At 33.7% G+C, this 19,422-nt stretch carries 17 protein-coding genes and 4 pseudogenes; 13 read left to right on the top strand and 8 right to left on the bottom strand.

Translation table 11 applies throughout. The features are described 5' to 3' along the window. Nucleotides 1–4: 4 nt before the first annotated feature. Entirely contained in the window at nt 5–1,267 is a 1,263-nt protein-coding gene (locus tag wTKK_RS05720; protein ID WP_407512654.1) for an MFS transporter, read from the bottom strand. Nucleotides 1,268–1,527: 260 nt separating this feature from the next. Between wTKK_RS05720 and wTKK_RS05715 the strand changes: the two genes are divergently transcribed. Continuing rightward, nucleotides 1,528–2,160, top strand: coding sequence for a glycoside hydrolase family 25 protein (locus wTKK_RS05715; protein ID WP_407512652.1), 633 nt, complete (start codon nt 1,528–1,530; stop codon nt 2,158–2,160). Between the two features lie 97 nt (nt 2,161–2,257). Here wTKK_RS05715 and aspS read toward each other — a convergent pair whose 3' ends face one another. Beyond that, nucleotides 2,258–4,060: an aspartate--tRNA ligase gene (gene aspS, locus wTKK_RS05710; protein ID WP_407512650.1), complete on the bottom strand. Its 1,803-nt coding sequence runs from the start codon at nt 4,058–4,060 to the stop codon at nt 2,258–2,260. 208 nt (nt 4,061–4,268) lie between these two features. Here aspS and wTKK_RS06310 point away from each other — a divergent pair. From wTKK_RS06310 to wTKK_RS05700, 3 genes and pseudogenes are all read left to right on the top strand, one after another. Continuing rightward, nucleotides 4,269–4,370, top strand: a pseudogene (locus wTKK_RS06310) (IS5 family transposase); the annotation flags it as partial. A gap of 37 nt (nt 4,371–4,407) precedes the next feature. Then, on the top strand, nt 4,408–5,331 hold the full coding sequence (locus tag wTKK_RS05705; protein WP_407512648.1) for an ankyrin repeat domain-containing protein: 924 nt from the start codon (nt 4,408–4,410) through the stop codon (nt 5,329–5,331). Next, entirely contained in the window at nt 5,325–5,519 is a 195-nt protein-coding gene (locus tag wTKK_RS05700; RefSeq protein ID WP_407512646.1) for a hypothetical protein, read from the top strand. The genes wTKK_RS05705 and wTKK_RS05700 overlap by 7 nt, the downstream gene beginning before the upstream one ends. A 321-nt stretch (nt 5,520–5,840) precedes the next feature. Here the strand turns inward: wTKK_RS05700 and mutS are convergent, their stop codons facing one another. Beyond that, nucleotides 5,841–8,342, bottom strand: coding sequence for a DNA mismatch repair protein MutS (gene mutS / locus wTKK_RS05695; protein ID WP_407512645.1), 2,502 nt, complete (start codon nt 8,340–8,342; stop codon nt 5,841–5,843). A 195-nt stretch (nt 8,343–8,537) separates the two neighbouring features. Here mutS and wTKK_RS05690 point away from each other — a divergent pair, with 195 nt between their 5' ends. From wTKK_RS05690 to wTKK_RS05675, 4 genes are all read left to right on the top strand, one after another. Continuing rightward, nucleotides 8,538–8,930, top strand: a complete 393-nt coding sequence (locus wTKK_RS05690) for an ankyrin repeat domain-containing protein (protein ID WP_407512642.1) — start codon at nt 8,538–8,540, stop codon at nt 8,928–8,930. Between the two features lie 63 nt (nt 8,931–8,993). After that, complete coding sequence (locus tag wTKK_RS05685; protein ID WP_407512641.1) at nt 8,994–9,251, top strand: hypothetical protein; 258 nt, start codon at nt 8,994–8,996, stop codon at nt 9,249–9,251. 164 nt (nt 9,252–9,415) lie between these two features. After that, the gene (locus wTKK_RS05680; protein ID WP_407512638.1) at nt 9,416–9,652 is read left to right on the top strand and encodes an ankyrin repeat domain-containing protein; all 237 of its coding nucleotides are present in this window, start codon (nt 9,416–9,418) and stop codon (nt 9,650–9,652) included. Nucleotides 9,653–9,725: 73 nt separating this feature from the next. Next, the gene (locus wTKK_RS05675) at nt 9,726–10,592 is read left to right on the top strand and encodes a hypothetical protein (RefSeq protein ID WP_407512635.1); all 867 of its coding nucleotides are present in this window, start codon (nt 9,726–9,728) and stop codon (nt 10,590–10,592) included. A gap of 137 nt (nt 10,593–10,729) precedes the next feature. Here wTKK_RS05675 and wTKK_RS05670 read toward each other — a convergent pair whose 3' ends face one another. Further along, complete coding sequence (locus tag wTKK_RS05670) at nt 10,730–12,787, bottom strand: cytochrome c-type biogenesis CcmF C-terminal domain-containing protein (protein WP_458695414.1); 2,058 nt, start codon at nt 12,785–12,787, stop codon at nt 10,730–10,732. Between the two features lie 155 nt (nt 12,788–12,942). Here wTKK_RS05670 and wTKK_RS05665 point away from each other — a divergent pair, with 155 nt between their 5' ends. From wTKK_RS05665 to wTKK_RS05655, 3 genes are all read left to right on the top strand, one after another. Further along, on the top strand, nt 12,943–13,074 hold the full coding sequence (locus wTKK_RS05665) for a hypothetical protein (RefSeq protein WP_407512630.1): 132 nt from the start codon (nt 12,943–12,945) through the stop codon (nt 13,072–13,074). A gap of 372 nt (nt 13,075–13,446) precedes the next feature. Next, entirely contained in the window at nt 13,447–13,785 is a 339-nt protein-coding gene (locus wTKK_RS05660; RefSeq protein ID WP_407512629.1) for a hypothetical protein, read from the top strand. 88 nt (nt 13,786–13,873) lie between these two features. Then, nucleotides 13,874–14,179, top strand: a complete 306-nt coding sequence (locus wTKK_RS05655; protein ID WP_407512628.1) for a hypothetical protein — start codon at nt 13,874–13,876, stop codon at nt 14,177–14,179. A 221-nt stretch (nt 14,180–14,400) separates the two neighbouring features. Here wTKK_RS05655 and wTKK_RS05650 read toward each other — a convergent pair. Both wTKK_RS05650 and wTKK_RS05645 read right to left on the bottom strand, forming a co-directional pair. Continuing rightward, nucleotides 14,401–14,747, bottom strand: a pseudogene (locus tag wTKK_RS05650) (JAB domain-containing protein). Further along, complete coding sequence (locus tag wTKK_RS05645) at nt 14,732–14,899, bottom strand: hypothetical protein (RefSeq protein ID WP_407512627.1); 168 nt, start codon at nt 14,897–14,899, stop codon at nt 14,732–14,734. The pseudogene wTKK_RS05650 and the gene wTKK_RS05645 overlap by 16 nt, the downstream one beginning before the upstream one ends. Nucleotides 14,900–15,013: 114 nt before the next feature. On the opposite strand from wTKK_RS05645, the pseudogene wTKK_RS06305 reads away from it, so the two are divergent. Further along, a pseudogene (locus wTKK_RS06305) lies at nt 15,014–15,963 on the top strand (IS5 family transposase). A gap of 56 nt (nt 15,964–16,019) precedes the next feature. Here wTKK_RS06305 and wTKK_RS05625 read toward each other — a convergent pair. Continuing rightward, nucleotides 16,020–16,199, bottom strand: a pseudogene (locus tag wTKK_RS05625) (RadC family protein); the annotation flags it as partial. Between the two features lie 647 nt (nt 16,200–16,846). Between wTKK_RS05625 and wTKK_RS05620 the strand changes: the two are divergent. Continuing rightward, entirely contained in the window at nt 16,847–17,953 is a 1,107-nt protein-coding gene (locus wTKK_RS05620) for a D-alanyl-D-alanine carboxypeptidase family protein (RefSeq protein ID WP_407512625.1), read from the top strand. Nucleotides 17,954–17,985: 32 nt separating this feature from the next. Here wTKK_RS05620 and wTKK_RS05615 read toward each other — a convergent pair whose 3' ends face one another. Further along, entirely contained in the window at nt 17,986–19,326 is a 1,341-nt protein-coding gene (locus wTKK_RS05615) for a DNA recombination protein RmuC (protein ID WP_407512624.1), read from the bottom strand. Between the last annotated feature and the right edge of the window lie 96 nt (nt 19,327–19,422).

The raw sequence follows: 19,422 nt of genomic DNA, 5'->3' as shown, positions 1-19,422 counted from the left end.
GATTTCACCAATCAATTTTTTTGTCTTTGGCTTTAATTTGAAGTACAGATATTAGGCTAATCAATGCACAAACAGTAAGGTAAATCCCTGCTGCAAGTTTTGTTTCAGTTTTTTCTATAAGCCACATGCATATCGATGGAGAAAGGCCACCAAAAATACCTGCTGATATGTTATGAGCTAAGCTGAAGCTAGTGCATCTAACTTTCGTTGGAAATAACTCGCAGGCGAGAGAATTATATATTCCAAAAGATGCACCTATCGGTATGCTCATCAACATAAAAGTGAATGTTATAATATAGTGATTATCATATGATAATAGAGAAAGTACCGGCAAGCTAACACAAGCTAAAGTTACTAATGTAGGAATTATCACATTTTTTCTTCCAATTTTATCAGAAAGTATTGAAAACAGCACTGCAGACGTTCCAAATGTGATTTCAACCATGATCCTTACTAGATTTTTAATATCAATGCCTGAGAAGGTAAGTTCTTTGACAGATATGTTATAAAACATAATTACCGAATAAACGATTGCATTTTGGGCAATACCAAGTCCAATTGCTAATATAAATGCTTTTTTGTAGGTTTTGATTAGTTCAAAAAATGGAGAACTAGATAAGCTTTTATTTTGGTCATGAGTTTTGTACGCTAAACTCTCTTCCATTATGTATCTTATTAAAAAGCCTGTTACACCCATAATAGAGCAAAAATAGAAGGGCAGCCTCCAGCCCCAAATTTCATAACTTTCACCTGTAAACTTTTTGCAAATAGCTATCATTACAAAGCATAGAATAGAACCAAGAGCACCACTAAAAGCTTTCATGCTACCTAAAAAGCCTAGATTTTTTTTATCGCTTGAATGCTCTATTAAAAAAGCTGAATTGATACTTGTTTCTCCACCTGATGCCATTCCTTGTGTTATTCTACAAAGCAGAAGCAATATAGGAGAAAATATTCCTATTTCTTTAAAGCTTGGTATAATTGCAATTGCAGTAGATGATATCGAAGCTAATATTACGGAAGTCAGCAAAATTTTCCTTCTGCCGTATTTATCTCCAATATAACCAAAAATAAATGCACCAAGTGGTCTAAATCCAAATCCAATTGCAAAACTGCCAAGAAATTTGATTGTGCTTAAATAATCACTTTCTGAAGGAAAAAAGACGTTGCTTATTATATGCGTTAAAACTCCAAACAGAGTTATTTCATACCATATAATCATATTGCAGATGATGCTTGATAGTATTGCTTTTTGAATATTGTTCATGATTTTTAACTCACTATAATTTAACTTACTAATAACAAGTATTGTTGTCTATAGATTGTAGTTTAGAACTTTGTAACTGTTTTAGTATAAAATTGTTTACAATATGCCCAAAAGATATTCATTAGATTTTCACTATTATATTTTATATTCAACATTTGTTGTAATTATGGGGTTAGTATGAGTGAAAAAGGTATAGACATATCTCAAGATTTTCGCTATTATGTCTTATATTGAACATTTATTGTAATTACGAGGTTGTTATGAGTGAAAAAGGTATAGACGTATCTCATTGGAATGGAGAGATTGATTGGTCGAAAGTTGCAAAGGATGGGGTAAGGTTTGCGTTTGCCAAGGCAACTGAGGGAGAAACTTTTCAAGACACTAAATTTGGACAAAATTTTCAAGGTATGAAAGATAATAATGTGCAAAGTGGGGCATATCATGTGTTTAGGATGACCTCGACACCTGAAGGTCAGTTGAATAACATAGTTAACGAACTTAAAAAAGCTGATTTTGAGCCAGGTACAAATAAGTTAGCTGTTAGTGCTACAACTGGTATTTGCGAAGGAAGAACAACAAAATGTGATAATCCTATAAAACACACTAACACACAGAGAGCCGAAAAACTTCATTCTTTATTGACTCAACTGGATGAAGAAGGATACAGTCCAATTGTATATGCTTCACCAAAAATGTGGAATGATTACTATACACAAGAAGAATATAATTTTTCTCAATACCCATTATGGGTTGCTGATTGGAGAGGGAGATCGGAGCCTGAATTACCTAAAGATTGGAAGGATGCGGGTAAAGACTATACTTATTGGAATTACACCTCCCGAGGAGAAGTAGACGGAATAGAGGGCCAAGTCCCGCTAGACCAAACGTTTTGATATCCTAAAACTATAAAGTAGTGCTAGGCCCTAGCACTACTTCAACAGAGTTCAATATTCTTGTTTTTCCCCATCTAAACTCAAGTTATACGTAGCTTTATTCAATAACCTTTAAAGACAACTCACGTAAATGCTTATCCTCTACTTTAGAAGGAGCACCCATTAGAACGTCTTCACCTTGCTGATTCATAGGAAAACAGATTACTTCACGAATACTAGGCTCATCAGCAAGTAGCATAACTATTCTATCAACTCCTGGTGCTATTCCACCATGAGGTGGCACTCCAAACCTAAATGCACGTACAAGCGCACCAAATTTTGCATCAACTTCTTCTTTACTGTAGCCTGCAATGGCAAAAGCTCCGTACATAATATCTAGTCTGTTATTACGAATTGCTCCACTTGACAGCTCTATTCCATTGCAAACAAGATCATATTGGTAAGCAAGGATATCCAGTGGATTCTTTTCTTCTAAATCTTTCAAGCCACCATGTGGCATAGAAAATGGATTATGAAAGAAATCAATTTTTTTACTTTTATCGTCATACGCAAAGTAAGGAAAATCAATCACCCAACAGAATTTGAAGATATTTTCATCTATAAGACCTAGTTCTGATCCCAAAAGAATACGCACTTTCCCTGAAATTATTGCTGCTTCATTTTCCTTATCAGAAGCAAAAAATACACTATCTCCAGGTTCTATATTTGTTATTTCTTTTATGGAATTTAACCTATTGTCATCAAGGAATTTAGCAATTGGTCCTTTTGCAATTCCATCTTTATCGAACGTTATATATCCAAGACCTTTAGAACCGAATTCCTTTTGTGCATGTTCTATTTTTTTATCAAAAAAGCTACGAGGTTCCTCTGCTGTTTTAGGAGCAGGAATGGCTCTCACTACCATACCGCGTTCAATATTGCTTTTGAAAATATTGAACTCTGAATCACGGAAAATTTCTGTTACATCGCTAATTAATAATGGATTACGCAAATCTGGCTTATCAGATCCATATTTGAGCATTGCTTCTTTGTATGTAATACGTGGAAAATCTTTACCGACAGACTTGCGAGAAAATTTCGCGAACACTTTATATAAAGTAGATTCAATAACCTGAAATATATCTTCTTGAGTCACAAAAGACATTTCAAGGTCGAGCTGATAAAACTCTCCAGGAGAACGGTCAGCCCTTGCGTCCTCATCACGAAAACAAGGTGCAATTTGAAAATATTTATCAAACCCTGAAACCATAAGCAACTGCTTAAAAATCTGTGGAGCTTGTGGTAATGCATAGAATTTACCAGGATTTAGTCTGCTTGGCACTAAGTAGTCACGTGCACCTTCAGGAGAAGAGGCAGTAAGTATTGGAGTTTGAATTTCCAAAAATCCTTGCTCTATCATGAGCCTCCTGAGCTCTAAAATGATCTGTGAACGCAGAATAATGTTATTACGAACCTTTTCACGTCTTAAATCAAGAAAACGGTATTTAAATCTCATGTTTTCTGGGTATTCTTGCTCGCCGGAGATACTTGCTAGTATACTCCTTTCTTCTTTTGCTATTTCTTCATCACAGTGGAACTCAACTTCCGATTCAACTTGCAAATTACTAACTATAACTTCAATTTCTCCTGTGTAAATAGAGCTGTTTACCGTATCTTCAGTTCTAGCTTTGACTGTTCCTGTGACAGTAATCACACTCTCTGATTTTAAATTTGAAATTTCATCAAAAAAGTCTTTGTCATTATTGAATACCAGTTGAGTAATTCCATAAAAATCTCTTAAATCAACAAAGATTAGGTTACCATGGTCACGTTTACGGTACAGCCACCCAGAGAGAGTAACTTCCTTTTCTACATCATTCTTCCTTAATTCATTACACGCGTGAGTTTTATAGCAGTTCATTTAATTGAAATTTCTAGAATACAGAAAGATTATAAAATAAATTAACCTTTGGGCAAGATAATATCTGAAGATCCTTTACAAACAATTCCGGATGGCTTTGTTGCATGGCTAGTGTCGGTAGAGGTTATTGTAAGAAGAAAAGCTTTTCAATATACGACTACTAACGCATTTTGTTGTAGAATAGGCATTTTCCAAACAAGTATAACTTATGCCGCAAAAAATGAGAGTAAGTAACCAAAGAGGATATAACGAATTTCTCAAAAAAAGAGGCAACATTTTTCATTTTGTTAATCAAGCTATAGAAAATTGGATATAATTTCTTTGATTGTGTGTGTTGAGGTGTATTTATGAATCCTGAGGAACTACAGAAAATTCTATCTGAAAATAAGAAGAAAGATTCTGTATTAAAAAAGCTTCTTAGAGCTGTTAAGGAGAATGACTTAGAAAAAGTAAAATCAATTTTTGAGAAAAACATCTCTATTATTAAAGATGTTGTTGCTGAGATTAATTCCCAAAATGGTACAAATTTATTAGGTTATGCTGTTGATAGTAAAATGGACAAATATCTAATAGAAAAGGGTATAAGCTTTAGTGCTGCAGTCACAAAGGCAGTTCGAAGAAGAGATTTAGAGTCAGTAAAATCAATCTGTCAGGTGAGTAGCTTAATAGCTAAAGATGAGTTACAGCAAAATCCTGAGCCACTACAATCTGCAACTTATGATCACAAATTTAATGATAAAATTGCAAGGTATCTGATTGAACAAGGTGTAAATCCTAATGCAACTGATAATCTTAGTTGTTACTTACTTCATCTGCAAATTGCAAAAAGCAATTTCAAAGGAGCTAAGGCTTTAATAGAAAACGGCGCGGATGTTAACTTAATCAATCAAGGGGTAAAAAGCTATCAGACATTAATTATGGGTGGTAGTGAGTTGAAGGGTGAAACTGCGTTGAATTTTGCAATTACAATATATTACAAACATAAAGACATAGACAATCAAAAATCTGATGAAACCTTAAAATTTATAAGTTATTTTATAGAACAAAAAGCAAACTTAAATATTAAAGATTATCATGAGATGGTCCCTTTAGATATTACTATATTTCATAATTCTCCAAAGATAGTAGAATTATTGATAAAAGCTGGTGCTGATCTTAATATTGGAAGGAAAAAAGCAGAAGGTGTTTTAAAGTATGCAATTACTGAAGGGCATATAGATATAGGGAAAGCTACAATTAGATATATTTTGAACATGACTCACACTTGTTAACAACTTCAAATAAACCAGATCTTCTCAATGACCAACAAGAATTATCAAACTATTGGGATGAATATAAAGCTCAAGTTAAAGAGCTTGATATAATAGGAGATAGAATTTACTTGACTGGTGACCGCTCTACCCGTCCTATAATGAGAACAGTGAGTGGCTTTTTAGATTATGAAAGTAGAAAAATCTAGTAAGATCATCATTCATATCTAGTGCTGAGGCACCAGAAAATTTTTGTCCGAGAAAGCTGGCTGTTATAAGTGTAGCTGCAATAACTTGCGCTTTAGCATTATATTTTCTTGCTCCATTAATCATTGGGTCTTCTGCTGGAATTGGTACTCAACTAGCATTAGGAGCTGTAGGTGCAGTTGTAGGTGGTGGAATTGGAATCTTGACCAATGTGGCAATAGATCAATGCCACGTTAATTCAGCTATTCAGAAAGCTGACTAAAATTAAAGCGCCATAGATTGCTAAAACTCCATAATTGTGGAGTAATATAATGTTACTTTCCTCAAGCCTTTAGCTCCTCAAATACTTCTCTTGCTCTGTTTAAAATAGAATCAGGAAACCCAGCAAGTTTTGCTACGTGTATTCCATATGACTCATCTGCAATGCCTTCAATTACTTCATGTAAAAAGATGACTTCTCCTTTCCATTCTTTTATTTTCATACAAAAACATTTTACATTTTCTAAGTATTCACCTACTTTAGTCAATTCATGATAATGAGTTGCAAAAATGGCGCGGCACTTATTTATGTTGTGAACGTGTTCAATCACCGCCTGTGCAATAGATAATCCATCATATACCCCTGTGCCCCTACCAATTTCATCAAGTATCACCAAGGAACGATCTGTTGCCTGATTTACTATCGTTGCTGTTTCGATCATCTCTACCATGAAGGTAGAATAACCAGCTGTTATATTATCTGTTGCACCAACCCTGCTAAATATCTTGTCAATCACTCCTATATGTGCACTCTCTGCTGGCACAAATGACCCCATGTGAGCTAAAACTGCAATGAGAGCGTTTTGCCTCAAAAAAGTGCTTTTTCCCGCCATATTAGGCCCAGTAATTAGATGTATACCAGCTAAATTGATGCTATTTGAAATGAATTTATCGTTAACTTCAACCACTGGATGTCTTCCACTACAGATGTTGAACTCTTTACTGTCATCGATAATGGGTTTTACGTAATTATTTTGCACTGCAAGCTCCGCAAACGTGGCTCTAATATCAAGTTTTGCCAAAGCATTTGCAGCAAGAGCAATTTTTTCAGATTCTTTAGCGACTTTACTACATAGTTCACTAAAAATTTTCACTTCTAAGCCGATTGCAGCATCACGTGCCGTAAGAATTTTATTTTCTAGTTCTTTCAATTCATTAGTGGTATAGCGCATGCTATTTGCTAAGCTTTGCCTATGAATAAATATATCCGAAGTTATTTTGTGATTTGCCGACACTTCAACGTAGTAACCAAGTATATTGTTGTGTAATATTTTGAGTGCAGCAATGCCAGTTAGGTCGCGATAAGACTCACGGAGCTTAGTTACCAACTTATTACTGTTGTTCAATATACAATATAATTCGGATAATTCTTGATCATATTTTGGATTGATAAATCCTCCTTCTTTTACGGAACTGAGGTTGTTATCAAGGATAGCACTGTTTAGAAGCTCGAATAGATCTTTATGGTTACCAAGACTTTTATGTATTGTGCTTAGTTCACTTTCGTTACTACTTATCACCTGAGTAGTAGACTTTTCTCTGTTTAAGCATTGGAATGACATCTGAGAGTTAGCTGCCGGTTCTTCACTTAAACAATAATTATGCAAGGTAGACAGAAACTCAGATAACTCTAAAGTTTTTCCTAGGCCTATTTTTAATAGGTTCATATCCTTTGGCGAACCACGTCCTAGTATTAAGCGCGATAAAGACCTCTCAATATCCGGAATGTTAGATAATATCTCTCGTATTTTTCTACGTGTCTCATAATTATTTACAAAAAATTGAGTGGTGTTGAGCCTCAAATTGATTGCCTTGGAGCAAGCAAGTGGTGAAGCAAGCATTTGTTTGAGCAGGCGTCCACCAGAAGCTGTAACTGTGTGATCAATAACTGAAATTAGTGAACCTTTCTTTTCACCAAATTGAGTTGAGAATAACTCAAGATTTCTCCTTGCTGAAGCATCAATAAGCATGAAATTTTGTTGCTTATAGGTTTTCGGGAATTCAAGCCTTGGAATGGAGCTCCTTTGTGTTACTCTGACATATTCAAGCAGTGCACCGCACGCCATGATTTCTACTTTGCTGAAATTTCCTATACTTCCAAGTTCCCTGATTTTATAAAACTCGCATAACGTTCTGTGAGATTTACTATACTCAAAAAAACTCTGTACGTGTTGTGTAATTGATATTTTATAATTTTTTAAAATCGATCTAATTTTTTCGTCCTCAATGAATTTTTCAGAAATTAATAATTCTCTTGGTGATATACGCAACAAATCACTATCTAGAGCTTTCAAACTCGTTAAAGTGTGAAAAAATTTTCCCGTCGATAATTCAAGCCAACTAATAGCATATTCATCATTTTGTTCAACTATGGATGCGAGATAATTATTGCTTTTATCCTCCAGTAGTGAATCTTCTATAATTGTACCTGGAGTTACAACTCGCACTACATCACGTTTTGCTATGGATTTATAGCCCCTCTTTTTTGCTTCATCAGCAGTTTCTAATTGGTCACAGATTGCTACTTTGAATCCTAAATCTATTAGCTTGTGCAGGTAAGACTCACTACTGTGTGCTGGCACTCCACACATTGGTATTTCTTGTCCATTTGAATTGCCCCTCTTGGTTAGCACTATATTCAGCAATTTTGCAGCTTTAATAGCATCATCGAAAAACAATTCATAAAAATCTCCCAGTCTATAAAACAATAGATGATCCGTGTATTGAGCTTTCAAATTTAAATATTGCTCCATTACAGGGGTATTTTTTTCTCTTATTAAGTTCATAATATTTTTAAATATGTTAGCAGCAAACCACTTACCCTGGTGTTGGTTATTTTATTATGGATAAATATTTTTTTTAGCTATAGTACAAAAACAAATAGTTTGAGGTATAATTATGGAATATGAACGGTTGTTAAAATATTAAGGACAATAAGTGACTTAAATGAGAACAATATAATCGAAAGGGTAAAAGAGGAATTGGAAAAAGAAGATCCAGACAGGTATAAAAAGTGGCAAGATAGTGAATTTAACATAAATTATACATTCGATGATCAAAGTACGTTGTTACATATAGCTGCTAGAAATGATCTTGTAAAGATAGCAGAGCTTTTAATAAAAAAAAGGGGTAATGTTAATACAGCAGATCAAGATGGATGGAATCCTTTACACTTTGCTGTTGAAAGTGGCAGTATAGGAGTGGTAGAGATTCTCATAGCAAACGGGGTTAATGTTAATGTAGCAGATCAAAATGGGTTTACTCCTTTGCATTGTGCTACTATCAATGGACATGAAGAAATAGTAGAACTCCTATTAGAGAAAAGGGATAATGTTGACGTAGCGGATGAATACGGGCGTACTTCGTTATGCTGAGCTATTAGAAATGGCTATTCAGAAATAGCAAGAATTCTACTTGAAAACAAAGCAGATCCTTTATTGGGACATAAAAGTTTTAACACACTAAAGCTTTTGATTGAATTAATAAAAAATGATTTTGAGCACTCTAAGAAAGCAGAAGAAACACAGCAACAAGATGATGAATATGAATTGATTAAATACTCGTTGCTACTTCGCAATGACTGCTCCTTAACGGATGTTGTCGAAAGAAGTGCATTTGGCAAGCTGATATCTACGTGTCTTGTTGACATGTCTAACTTAACAGAGAGTCAGAAGGAGTTGAATAAAAATTCTTAAGTACTTTTAAAAACTTTCCACATGTTACTTATAAGGATTATAAGAACGATGTTGAAAAAATTAAAAAATTTTTACTAGATCATAAAAGTAATCAAGATCTAAAAAACATTCTCAACCTTAAAAGAGGAGAATCTAAACTGACAACACTGCATATTCTATCAAGTATGGAATGTAGCAATTCAGAAGAATGCATAGATTTACTGTTGAATTCAGGTGCTGATCCTCATGAAAAGAACGACACAGGAAGAACGCCTTTGCATTATGCTACTCGTTCTGGTCATTGTGATACAATTATCAAATTGCTTCTAAGGAAAGGAGCTAATCTTGATATAAAGGATAAAAAAGGTAAAACCCCAATAGAATTTGCAATTAATAATCCCAACCTTAATATTAAAGAATAATTTTTAACTGATGATGTTATTTATAGAACTTTTCGTAAAAAAAACACAAGTTGACTATAATGGAAAAAAGTATTTGTACAAAAGTGTAAATCTATGGGGAGAGGATTTTCTACTAGATGAGCAAGATCCAGATAAATATTTTTGTAAATTAGATGAAGTTCAAGACATAAATCAGCTAGAACAGGTTGTAAATGAAGCTATAAAATCTAGGGTAAGGTTCAATCTTACTTGTGAGGGAAATATATATGGAAATACTTATGAGAGTAAGTATAATTTTACAGATTATGTAATAAGAAGAATTAGTGAATTAAAGATTTTTCAAGGTGAAAGAGACATAGAAGTTGCTAGTCGCATAGTATGTAATTTGGTAAAAAGAGGTGCGGTATTTGAAACTCAAAGTAGCATAATTGTAATTGATAAACTAGAGAAGTTTAAAGACCACAAAGCTAATCTTAAAGAAGCACGTAAAAGCTATATACATTACTCTCTAAGATTTTTAGAAGCTGCAAAAAACGCAACTACTGGTAAGGTAAAAGAGGCAAAAATGGACAACTTCACTTTCTACTTGAAATACTCAAAGAATAGTATAGTCGAGGTTGCAAAAATCATAAATGGAACAGATGAAAGCACAGAATTTCGAAGAGAAGTGATAGCAATAGGTGAAAGCGAGACAGAAATTTTAACAGAAGGTGGGGTAAGAAATTATACTGACCTTATAGGCAATATTGTACTGACTTTTCATACTGATTTGGGAAAAGTAGATGCTAGATTGTATTCTGATGTGCAAGATGAAGGAAAAATTATATTAGAAGTGAGTACCAAGGAGGAAATATTGGAAAAGTTTAAAGATTATAAAGAAGAGTTAGGTGAGAACTGCTTGCTTAGTGGTTCTTCTGTCTACGACGCTATTAAGCAGGGATATTTTAAAAGGCCTGAGTAAGTAGATTCCATATATCATGTAAGCTCTTCATTAGAAAATATATCTTTATTGCCTATTGTACAACAGAACATAGAGAAAATTCCCTAGCAAGGTTAGTGTTGCTTAGCTTAAGTTTAAATTGCCAAAAAATGCAAACTTTATGATACTGAAGGAACTACTTTTTTGCTAGAAGGCAAAGCAGCAAGGAGCGAACCAAAAGCGATAAGAAAGGATCCAAGCCAGATTATAGACATTCCAGGTTTATATTGCACTTTAGCTGCGATTTTGCTCTTACTCTTATCAATCTCTCCAATTACAACATAAATATCAGAAAATAAATTATGGTAGATACTGCTTTCAACATTTTTCTGAACTTCCGCAAGGTAAAATCTATATTCAGGAGTTACTTCACCTAATATCTTATTATTCAGCAAATTCCTGATATCCATTGTACCCCTCACTGCATGGAAATTTTTTTCTTTTATTAGCTCAATATTTCGTAAAGTAACTTTAAATTTATTGACTGTTATGCTGTCTCCTATTCCCAAGTAGTTTTCTTTTTTCTCCTGCCAACCAACTGAATAAGATATACCAAGCACTAGAATTGCCACTCCAGCATGAGCAAGCATCATTGCATAGTAGGACTTAGAAACTCTTCTTACTAATAAAATTGATTCACCAAATGCTACCTTAAATAAACAAATTCTTTTACTATATGCTTCTAAAACAAAGATTAATAATGCTATGGAGATGGTAATTGATAGTACAATCATTAGCTCCATGTGAAAGATAAACGGCAAAATAGCTGCAGCACTACAAAATGAAAATCTATATTCACGGAATATTGGCAATAGACTATTTCCCTGCCAACTGCAGCATTGCCCTATCATGGTGAGCACTAGAATAGCTAGTGCAATAGAATTAAATAAAGAATTGTAATATGGTGCTCCAACTGAAATTAATTCACCGGTTAAATACTCAAGCACTGTAGGGTATAAAGTGCCAACAAACACGATGAAAAAGGCAGTGATGAATAATAAATTGTTCATCAGCATCATCGTAAGGCGTGAAAAGAATCTTCTATCTTCTGTCACTTGAGTAATCGAATACTGGAAAGATGTGTGATTCTTTCTCGTAAACACTACAAATATTACTAAGCTACTGACTGTAATTACACCAAGTAGAGCTAATATATACAGTCCATATCTTGGGTCATCTGCAAACGTGTGCACTGAGGTAAGTATTCCTGAGCGGACTAGAAATGTTCCAGTCACACTCAATATAAAAGTTGTGAGCGTAAGTAAAATAGTAAAATTCCTTAAAGTATTGAAATTTCGTACAACGAGCAACAAATGTGTCAGCGCCACTGCAATTAGCCACGGCATCAAAGAAACGTTTTCCACTGGATCCCAAAACCAAAATCCACCCCAACCGAGTTCACGATATGCCCACCAGCTACCCAAGCTGATGCCCAAAGTGAGCAGCGACCAAGAAATAAGTACCCAAGGCCTGACAATTTTAGCCCAAACATTTCCTTCAGTATTTAAAATTAATCCAGCTATAGAGAGCGAAAAAGGAACGCTAAATCCAAGGTACCCCAAATATAATACCGGTGGATGAATAGCAAGGCCTATATCCTGCAATATCGGATTAAAACCCAGTCCATCTGTTTCAATGCCTGGCATTTTAGTGAAGGGGTTGGATTCAAGTAAAGTGAACAGTAAAAAACAAAAGCAAATCAAGCCTTGGGTGATAAGAGATATTTTTTTTAATTTACTACCATTAGTTCGTTCTGGTGTCATTCCAGTGCTTGACACTGGAATCCAGTTTTTATTACACTGCCGTTTGATGTACTCACTTGCAATTAAATTGTCTGGATCCCAGTGTCTGGGCACTGGGATGACAGAAGGTATATAAATATCCATTAGTAATAAATACATGACAGGCACTAAGGTCCAAAGCAACATAGACCCTTCTTTATTTCCCCAAACACCACAAATCTTATAGATCAAAGGTTTTGTTGTGTGTGAATGGTAATATACGTTTTCAAGTGAAAAATCATTTTTAATGTGGCAGTAGATCAAAATAGCCATTGATGCTGACACACAAAAAAATATGGCAGAGGAAACAAATCGGTAAGAACTAAACGGTAGAAACAAATACGTTAAAGATAACAAACAGGCTACCAATAACAATATATTCCCAAATTCAGGCATAAGATTCATATAATGATATTACTAATAATAAATTGGGAGTTAAAGTTTTAATATAGGAACAAAGTTAACCTTCAATTATATTAATAGTAAGTAAAAATTAAGCATTAAGCTTTTATACTTTATATGATATAACATCAATATTGTGAGGTAATATTATGGGCACAACTAAGATTAGTGAATTTCTATTCGATATAAAAGGTAAAGTGGCAAAACAACATGCTGAACCAATAATTGAAAAATCTCTATACTATTTTAGGATTCAAAGATGTAGAAGATTTAGAACATAAGACAAGTAAGTCCGTTAACAAAAAAAAAATTGGCAGCTGTTTATTGATTGCTTTACAAAGGAAATAGATTATGTAGCAACTAAGCAAGTTGTAAAAAACGTTGTTTGTAATATTGCCAAAAGTGCCCAAGGCAATGCTTTTACTGAGGCTGAAAGCTTAATCTTAGATGAAAAACAAGATAATAAAAAGAGAGAAAGAACGATTAAAAAAGCTACTGGTATTTTAAAAAAATCAATCCAGAAAAAGCCTTCAATGAACTTTCAGTAATAAAAAAAACAATCCGAAGATTTTTTACAAACCGATTTTTATAAGGCGCAGAGCAAACCACTGCCAGGATTTGCTATATCTGGTGCGCAGCTTTTTGCGGAAACTTTGAAATATATAGAAATACTAGAAAAATTATCAGAAGTTAAAAAGGAAGATTTAACTAAGAGTTTCCTATTAAATTATATTAGTTCACTGAACAAAAAGTATCCTAAATCACAAGGTAAAAGGGAAGATGCTATACGAATACTATCAAGCGATGAGTTGAAGAATTTTTATAATAAAGGTGTAGAGGAAGGAATACTAAAACCGCTGGTATCATATAAAGAATGCAGAAATCTGTATGATAAAATGAGCCAAACAAAGAATGAATGTATAATCAAAAAAAAGAAGAATGAGAAAGCAAGTAAGTCAATAACCAGTATAATTAGTGACATAAAAATGTAGAGAAGCAGTCCTTAATTGCAAAAATTTTCAGAGCTCCTATATAAAGGAAAAAGCAGAATACCCATTTAGAGGCATTGCATGTCAAAAAATGATTGATATATATCAAGAGAGAATTGCTGGATATCAGGAAATTTCGTCAAAACCTAACCAAATAAGCGCAATATTAAAAGATACGCCGCAAGATGTGGAAGAATTTAAGGAAATAATCAATTGTGTAAATGAAGCAGAGCAGTATGATGAAATTTTTGATTTGGCTTTAATTTGCTTACCGAACATACAGAATAAGCTAGATCTTCAACCAGAAAACCCCCTAACAGAACTCAGAGCTTCACAAATTAACGTTGAAATTGAACTAACTAGGCTCTATGAACAAAATATTAGAGTAAGCATGTAAGTGCTTCAACAAAATTCAAAAAACCAATAAAGACCTCATAATTCTTATCAAAACAGGAGATTTCTAATAGTGGCAAATACCATGTATTTCTTTCAATTTGCAACTATTACGCCACCTAAATCACACATTGTCTTCCAGAAGGAAAATTTTGTTCCACTGGCAATCACCTCATGTATAGCTTTACTTCCACAATAAGAAAAATGGCAAAAGCAATTTTAGATCTACTCTAATAAAAGCCTATTTTCCTTGAAACTAAAATAGCTACTAAATGTGATAATAATATGATCTATTAGTTCTATTCCTATGCTTTTGCAAGCTGTCTGGTGAGAAACATATTGCTACTTGAAGGTTGTATATCTCCACTTGGGTGATTGTGGGATATTACAATGGATGTTGAGCCAATCAAAAGAGCACGTCTTATGATCTCTCTAACGTAAATAGGAGTTTGATCTACTGTACCAAAGTTCTGCAGATCTTCCGCTATTAGACGATATCTTTTATTCATATAGATGACGGGAAAACTTTCTTTATTAAGGCTTACTATACTTGCTTTTAAATAAGCAAGCAAATTTCCCAGTTATTGATTATAGGTAGGTCCTTTACTTCTTCTCGTACAGAACGAACAAAAGCCTGTTTAACACAAAAGATAGCAGATATAGCTGCATTACTAACTCCTTTGATATTCTGCAGTGCTTCTAAATCGGCGTGGCTTTGTTGCATAGCTAGTGTTGGTAGAGGTTATTGTAAGAAGAAAAGCTTTTCAATATATGACTACTAACGAATTTTGTTGTAGAATAGGCATTTTCCAAACAAGCATAACTTATGCTGTAAAAAGTGAGAGTAAGCAACCAAAGAGAATATAACGAATTTCTCAAAAAAAAGAGGAAATATTTTTCATTTTGTTAATCAAGCTATAGAAAATTGGTATGAAAATAGTCCAAAAGTTGCAGGTGGCAATACTACTTATAGTGATAAGGTTGTGATTTTAATACACATAATAGTTCATCTTTTTAGAATTGGCTTGAGGCAAGCTGTAGGTTTTGTAAAAGGTTATATGGTACAAATAGGCAAAAAAACTTAAGATTATCAGCTATACACAAGCTTCCAGAAGATTTAAAAAGCTTAATTTGAAGATTGATGACAATAGAGCCAATAAAGATGATTTTGAAAATATTGAAATTGCCGTAGATAGCACTAGAGTTAGTATCTACAATAATAACGGTGGGCACAGTAAGCTTAATACTCGAAAAAGAAAATACAGTGGTTATGGTCAAGTAAGAAAACTACATGTTGTTTTAAACGTGAATGATAAGAAAGCAATAAGCATGAACTACACTAGTAGTGTTGCTGTAGACTATTTGCCGGTCTGTGATATGTGAGAAGAAGTCAGTGATAAGTATAATATTTGTTCTATTCGAGCAGATGCGGCTTATGATATAAAAAGTGTGTATAAAGAATGCAGAAAATACAATATTGTGCCTATTATTCGCCCTAGAAAGGATACTAAAATTTGTTTAGCTGATTACTTATCAGAAGGAAACGAGTATATTAGTAGAATTAGGTCATATGAGAATTATGAAGATGGTATTAATGAATGGAAGAAAAAAATTAAGTATGGAGCACGGTCTTATATTGAAGTCTTTTTCTATAGGTTGAAGCAAATATTTGTGTTTAGCTTGAAAAATAAATCAGAGGTAAATCATGAAAAAGAGCTGTTAATTAAGTGCTACTTATTGAACATATTTACTGATATAGGTATGGCTAAATTTAAATTATCTGCGTAAATTTACTTTGATTTACATGCCTATCAGTCCTATGCAATAAAGCCAATCGGCATTAAAACCTTATTTAAACTACCAAAATTTTCTATCAAACTCTTTGCTACTGGCTTTACATCGATTCTACTATATTCTGAATATAAAATGTGTTCTAAAATCTCATAATCAAGTAATGATTGTCCGTTATCTAAAATAATTCTCTCTCTTAGGCCCTTTCTATGACCTTTTTTGTAATCTTTCATTATTCATGAATTGCTTATCTCTTATAATAATAAATTAAATTTTAAGTAAAATATTTAATAAAACACATGAAGCATAATTGTAAATTTTTGAAGACAGCAAATGAAAGTAGCCCCTCTCTTGTCATCTCCTTCTCCCTCCTTCTTGTCAATTCAAGTAGCCTCTATCCCAGTGCTTGCTGGGATCCATCCTTTCTTACCAACAAAAACCTAGCATAACTTTTGGGCTCAAAAAATTTCCAGCATCAAGTGCTGTCCTGAAGCTTTAGCTATAAATGTTAAGAAATTTACCAAGCGAAAAAAGACAAAAAAACCGCCGTGTAACAAGTTTTGACCCTATGATAATGTAAATTGGCGCCGTAATAATGTGCTAACGCTTAAAATAAGCGCATTTTGGCTGAATGTAGAAAAATAAAAAAAGACATGCAGCCGCTATAATTTTTATGTAATTTGCCAATGAATACCTGAGTTTTTTTTACTGAATTTTTGTTGTTGAACCCGCGCAGATCGGAAACAAGGATAAACACTCTTATTGTAAGAATAAGGGGGCTGGCGCAGTTTGTCAAGGAAGTTTTATGCGAGAGATCTATTGAAATGCTCATGCAAAATCATACTATTAATTGGTACACTATAAATTTAAAATTATAAATATGTTAAGCAAATTAGTAACTTTGCTATTAATTTTTGTATTTCCTTTTTGCTCATACTCATATCAGTTTAGAACCAAAGCAAAGCAAGCAATTGTCTTAGATTTAGCTTCAGACTCGTTCATTTTTGAACACAATTCCAGGGAAAAAATGGTCCCATCTTCAATGAGCAAATTGATGACTTTATATGTAGCTTTTGATTATCTAAAAGCTGGAATAATAAATATGGAAGATAAATTTCGAGTAAGCAGAAAAGCGTGGGAAAGAAAAGGCTCTTCCATGTTTTTGAAAGAAGGTCAATTTGTTACGGTAAAAGAACTACTTGAAGGAGTTACAATTGCCTCAGGTAATGATGCATGCATAGCGCTAGCCGAGGGTATTGCAGGATCAGAGGAGAATTTTGTTGCTGAAATGAATGAAGTTGCACAAGATTTAAATCTTAATGATAGTCATTTTGTTAACTCAAGCGGGTGGCCAGATGAAAACCATTTTATGAGCGCAAAAGATTTGGTAACACTGGCAAAAAGAATTTTCACCGATTTTCCTGAATACTATGATTTATTCTCTGAACAATATTTGACATATAACGATATTGTACAAAAAAATAAAAATCTTTTACTTTTCCATGATATTGGAGTTGATGGTCTAAAGACAGGTCATACAAGTGCTGGTGGTTATGGCATTATAGCATCTGCAAAACGGAACGATAGGAGAATTTTTGCTGTTGTGAATGGTTTGGATACCGAGAAAGAGCGAATAGAGGAAGCAAAAAGACTAATACAATATTCCTTAAATCATTTTCATACCAAGAAAATATTTGCTAAGGATAGCGTAGTTGAAGAAATAAATATTGTTTATGGAAAAGATAAAAAAGTGCCCGTTACAGTTGCAAACGATGTTACCATAACTTATAATCGCAGATTACATAATAAAATTAAAGTGCGTATTGAGTATAAAGATATGGTACCTGCACCAATTAAAAAAGGTCAAGAAGTGGGCAAAATTTTTGTAGAAATACCTGGTACTGAGCAAAAAACTATACCTGTTTATGCAGCAAATGATGTGCAGGAATTGAGCTATATAAAAAAAATTTTTAGAAAGTTGTTTTAATCAGCAAATGTAAGTTAAGGAGACCTGAAATACTAATCTACTTTCAACCTCTCAGCATGTAAACTGCGTGGTAAAGATTCCAACTCTTTTGCAGCAGTGAGTTCTTTATTTTTTGCATGTATACCGAGCTTATTGAATTCTCGGGCAGCAGGAAACACTCTTGCCTCAAGCGAACCAGCAGTTTTATTGTAATGATCAACAGCACTTTTTAAGCTTCTGCGTAAATTATCAAAATTTTCGCCCATTGTGCAGATTCTCTCATATAAAATATGGCCTAGTTCACTTATTTTCTTTGCATTTTCAGCTATCATCTCTTGCTTCCACCCATAGGCTACTGCCCTAAGTAGCGCGATTAAAGTGATTGGTGTTGCAATAATTACTTTTTTTTCTATTCCAATTTCTATCAAAGCTGGTTCACACTCTAGTGCTGCACTGAAAACCCCTTCTCCTGTTAAAAAAAGCACCACAAACTCTGGAGTATTTTCAAATTGGTTCCAATATTCCTTTCTGCCTAGATTATTTATATGTTTTTTTATTGCCAGAGAATGATTCTTCAATTTTTCCTTTTGTATCTGTAAATCATTTTGCGACATAGCATCCATATAAGAATCAAGTGGTACTTTAGCATCTATTATTATTTGCTTTCCTGATGGCATTTTTACTATTAAATCAGGACGTAACAAATTGTCCTCATTTTTATCAATTACTGAGGATTGAGTAAAAAAATCGCAATATTCAATCATTCCCGCCATCTCCATCACTCTTTTGAGCTGCATTTCACCCCACTTACCTCTAATGTGAGGTTTCCTCAAGGCGTTAGCAAGGCTAGAAGTTTGGTTCATTAATGCTCCAATTTGCTCCCTTAAACCTTCGTAGGCCCCTACCCTCTCTTTCTCTAGCTCACGTATTTCACTGTCGAATTTTTCTAATTTTTCTTTTATTGGAGTGATAACTTCGTTGATCGTTGCTTGCCTTTGTTTGAAGTCACTTTCTGTTTCTTTTAGCTTATTATCGATTACTTCTTTTGCTAAGTTCATAAAATTATTATTGTTTACCTGAAGAGCATCAAGAGAAAGTGCTTTAAAAGTGTTCGTAAGCCTCTCCTCTGCTTTTGTTAGTAATTCTATTTCCTTTTTCTTTTCTTCACGCTCTTTTTGAAGAATTACTTCAAGTTCTGCGTTCCTCACTTTCAAATCAACTATTTCCTTATTTTTATCTACTAAAGCCTGTTTTGACTCTTGAAGTTCATGTGCTACTTTAAGTAAATTCTTCTCAAGATTCTCACTAAATTTTCTATTCTTTCTTACAACAATATAGAGAAATAGTAGTAAAAAAAGGAAATTCAATACAAAAGCGATAGAATTGAAAAGCATCAGAACACAGAAAAAACCGCACTCACAATACTATCTAATTTTTTTATATATAAAAAAGAAAAAAAAGAGCACCTGAAGAGATGCGCTCACTGAAGG

This window comes from Wolbachia endosymbiont of Trichogramma kaykai (assembly GCF_045765165.1).
In the GTDB taxonomy this organism is placed as follows: Bacteria; Pseudomonadota; Alphaproteobacteria; order Rickettsiales; family Anaplasmataceae; genus Wolbachia.
Note: the sequence above shows the minus strand (reverse complement) of the source record. Positions and strands in the feature narration are given on the sequence as shown.

Excerpts from the sequence above, each read along its gene's own strand:
- wTKK_RS05665 (WP_407512630.1), top strand. The coding sequence starts at position 12,943 with ATGGGCACAACTAAGATTAGTGAATTTCTATTCGATATAAAAGGTAAA.
- wTKK_RS05655 (WP_407512628.1), top strand. The coding sequence starts at position 13,874 with ATGATTGATATATATCAAGAGAGAATTGCTGGATATCAGGAAATTTCG.
- wTKK_RS05645 (WP_407512627.1), bottom strand. The coding sequence starts at position 14,899 with ATGCAACAAAGCCACGCCGATTTAGAAGCACTGCAGAATATCAAAGGA.
- wTKK_RS05705 (WP_407512648.1), top strand. The coding sequence starts at position 4,408 with ATGAATCCTGAGGAACTACAGAAAATTCTATCTGAAAATAAGAAGAAA.
- mutS (WP_407512645.1), bottom strand. The coding sequence starts at position 8,342 with ATGAACTTAATAAGAGAAAAAAATACCCCTGTAATGGAGCAATATTTA.
- wTKK_RS05615 (WP_407512624.1), bottom strand. The coding sequence starts at position 19,326 with ATGCTTTTCAATTCTATCGCTTTTGTATTGAATTTCCTTTTTTTACTA.
- wTKK_RS05670 (WP_458695414.1), bottom strand. The coding sequence starts at position 12,787 with ATGCCTGAATTTGGGAATATATTGTTATTGGTAGCCTGTTTGTTATCT.
- wTKK_RS05620 (WP_407512625.1), top strand. The coding sequence starts at position 16,847 with ATGTTAAGCAAATTAGTAACTTTGCTATTAATTTTTGTATTTCCTTTT.
- wTKK_RS05715 (WP_407512652.1), top strand. The coding sequence starts at position 1,528 with ATGAGTGAAAAAGGTATAGACGTATCTCATTGGAATGGAGAGATTGAT.
- wTKK_RS05680 (WP_407512638.1), top strand. The coding sequence starts at position 9,416 with ATGGAATGTAGCAATTCAGAAGAATGCATAGATTTACTGTTGAATTCA.
- aspS (WP_407512650.1), bottom strand. The coding sequence starts at position 4,060 with ATGAACTGCTATAAAACTCACGCGTGTAATGAATTAAGGAAGAATGAT.
- wTKK_RS05720 (WP_407512654.1), bottom strand. The coding sequence starts at position 1,267 with ATGAACAATATTCAAAAAGCAATACTATCAAGCATCATCTGCAATATG.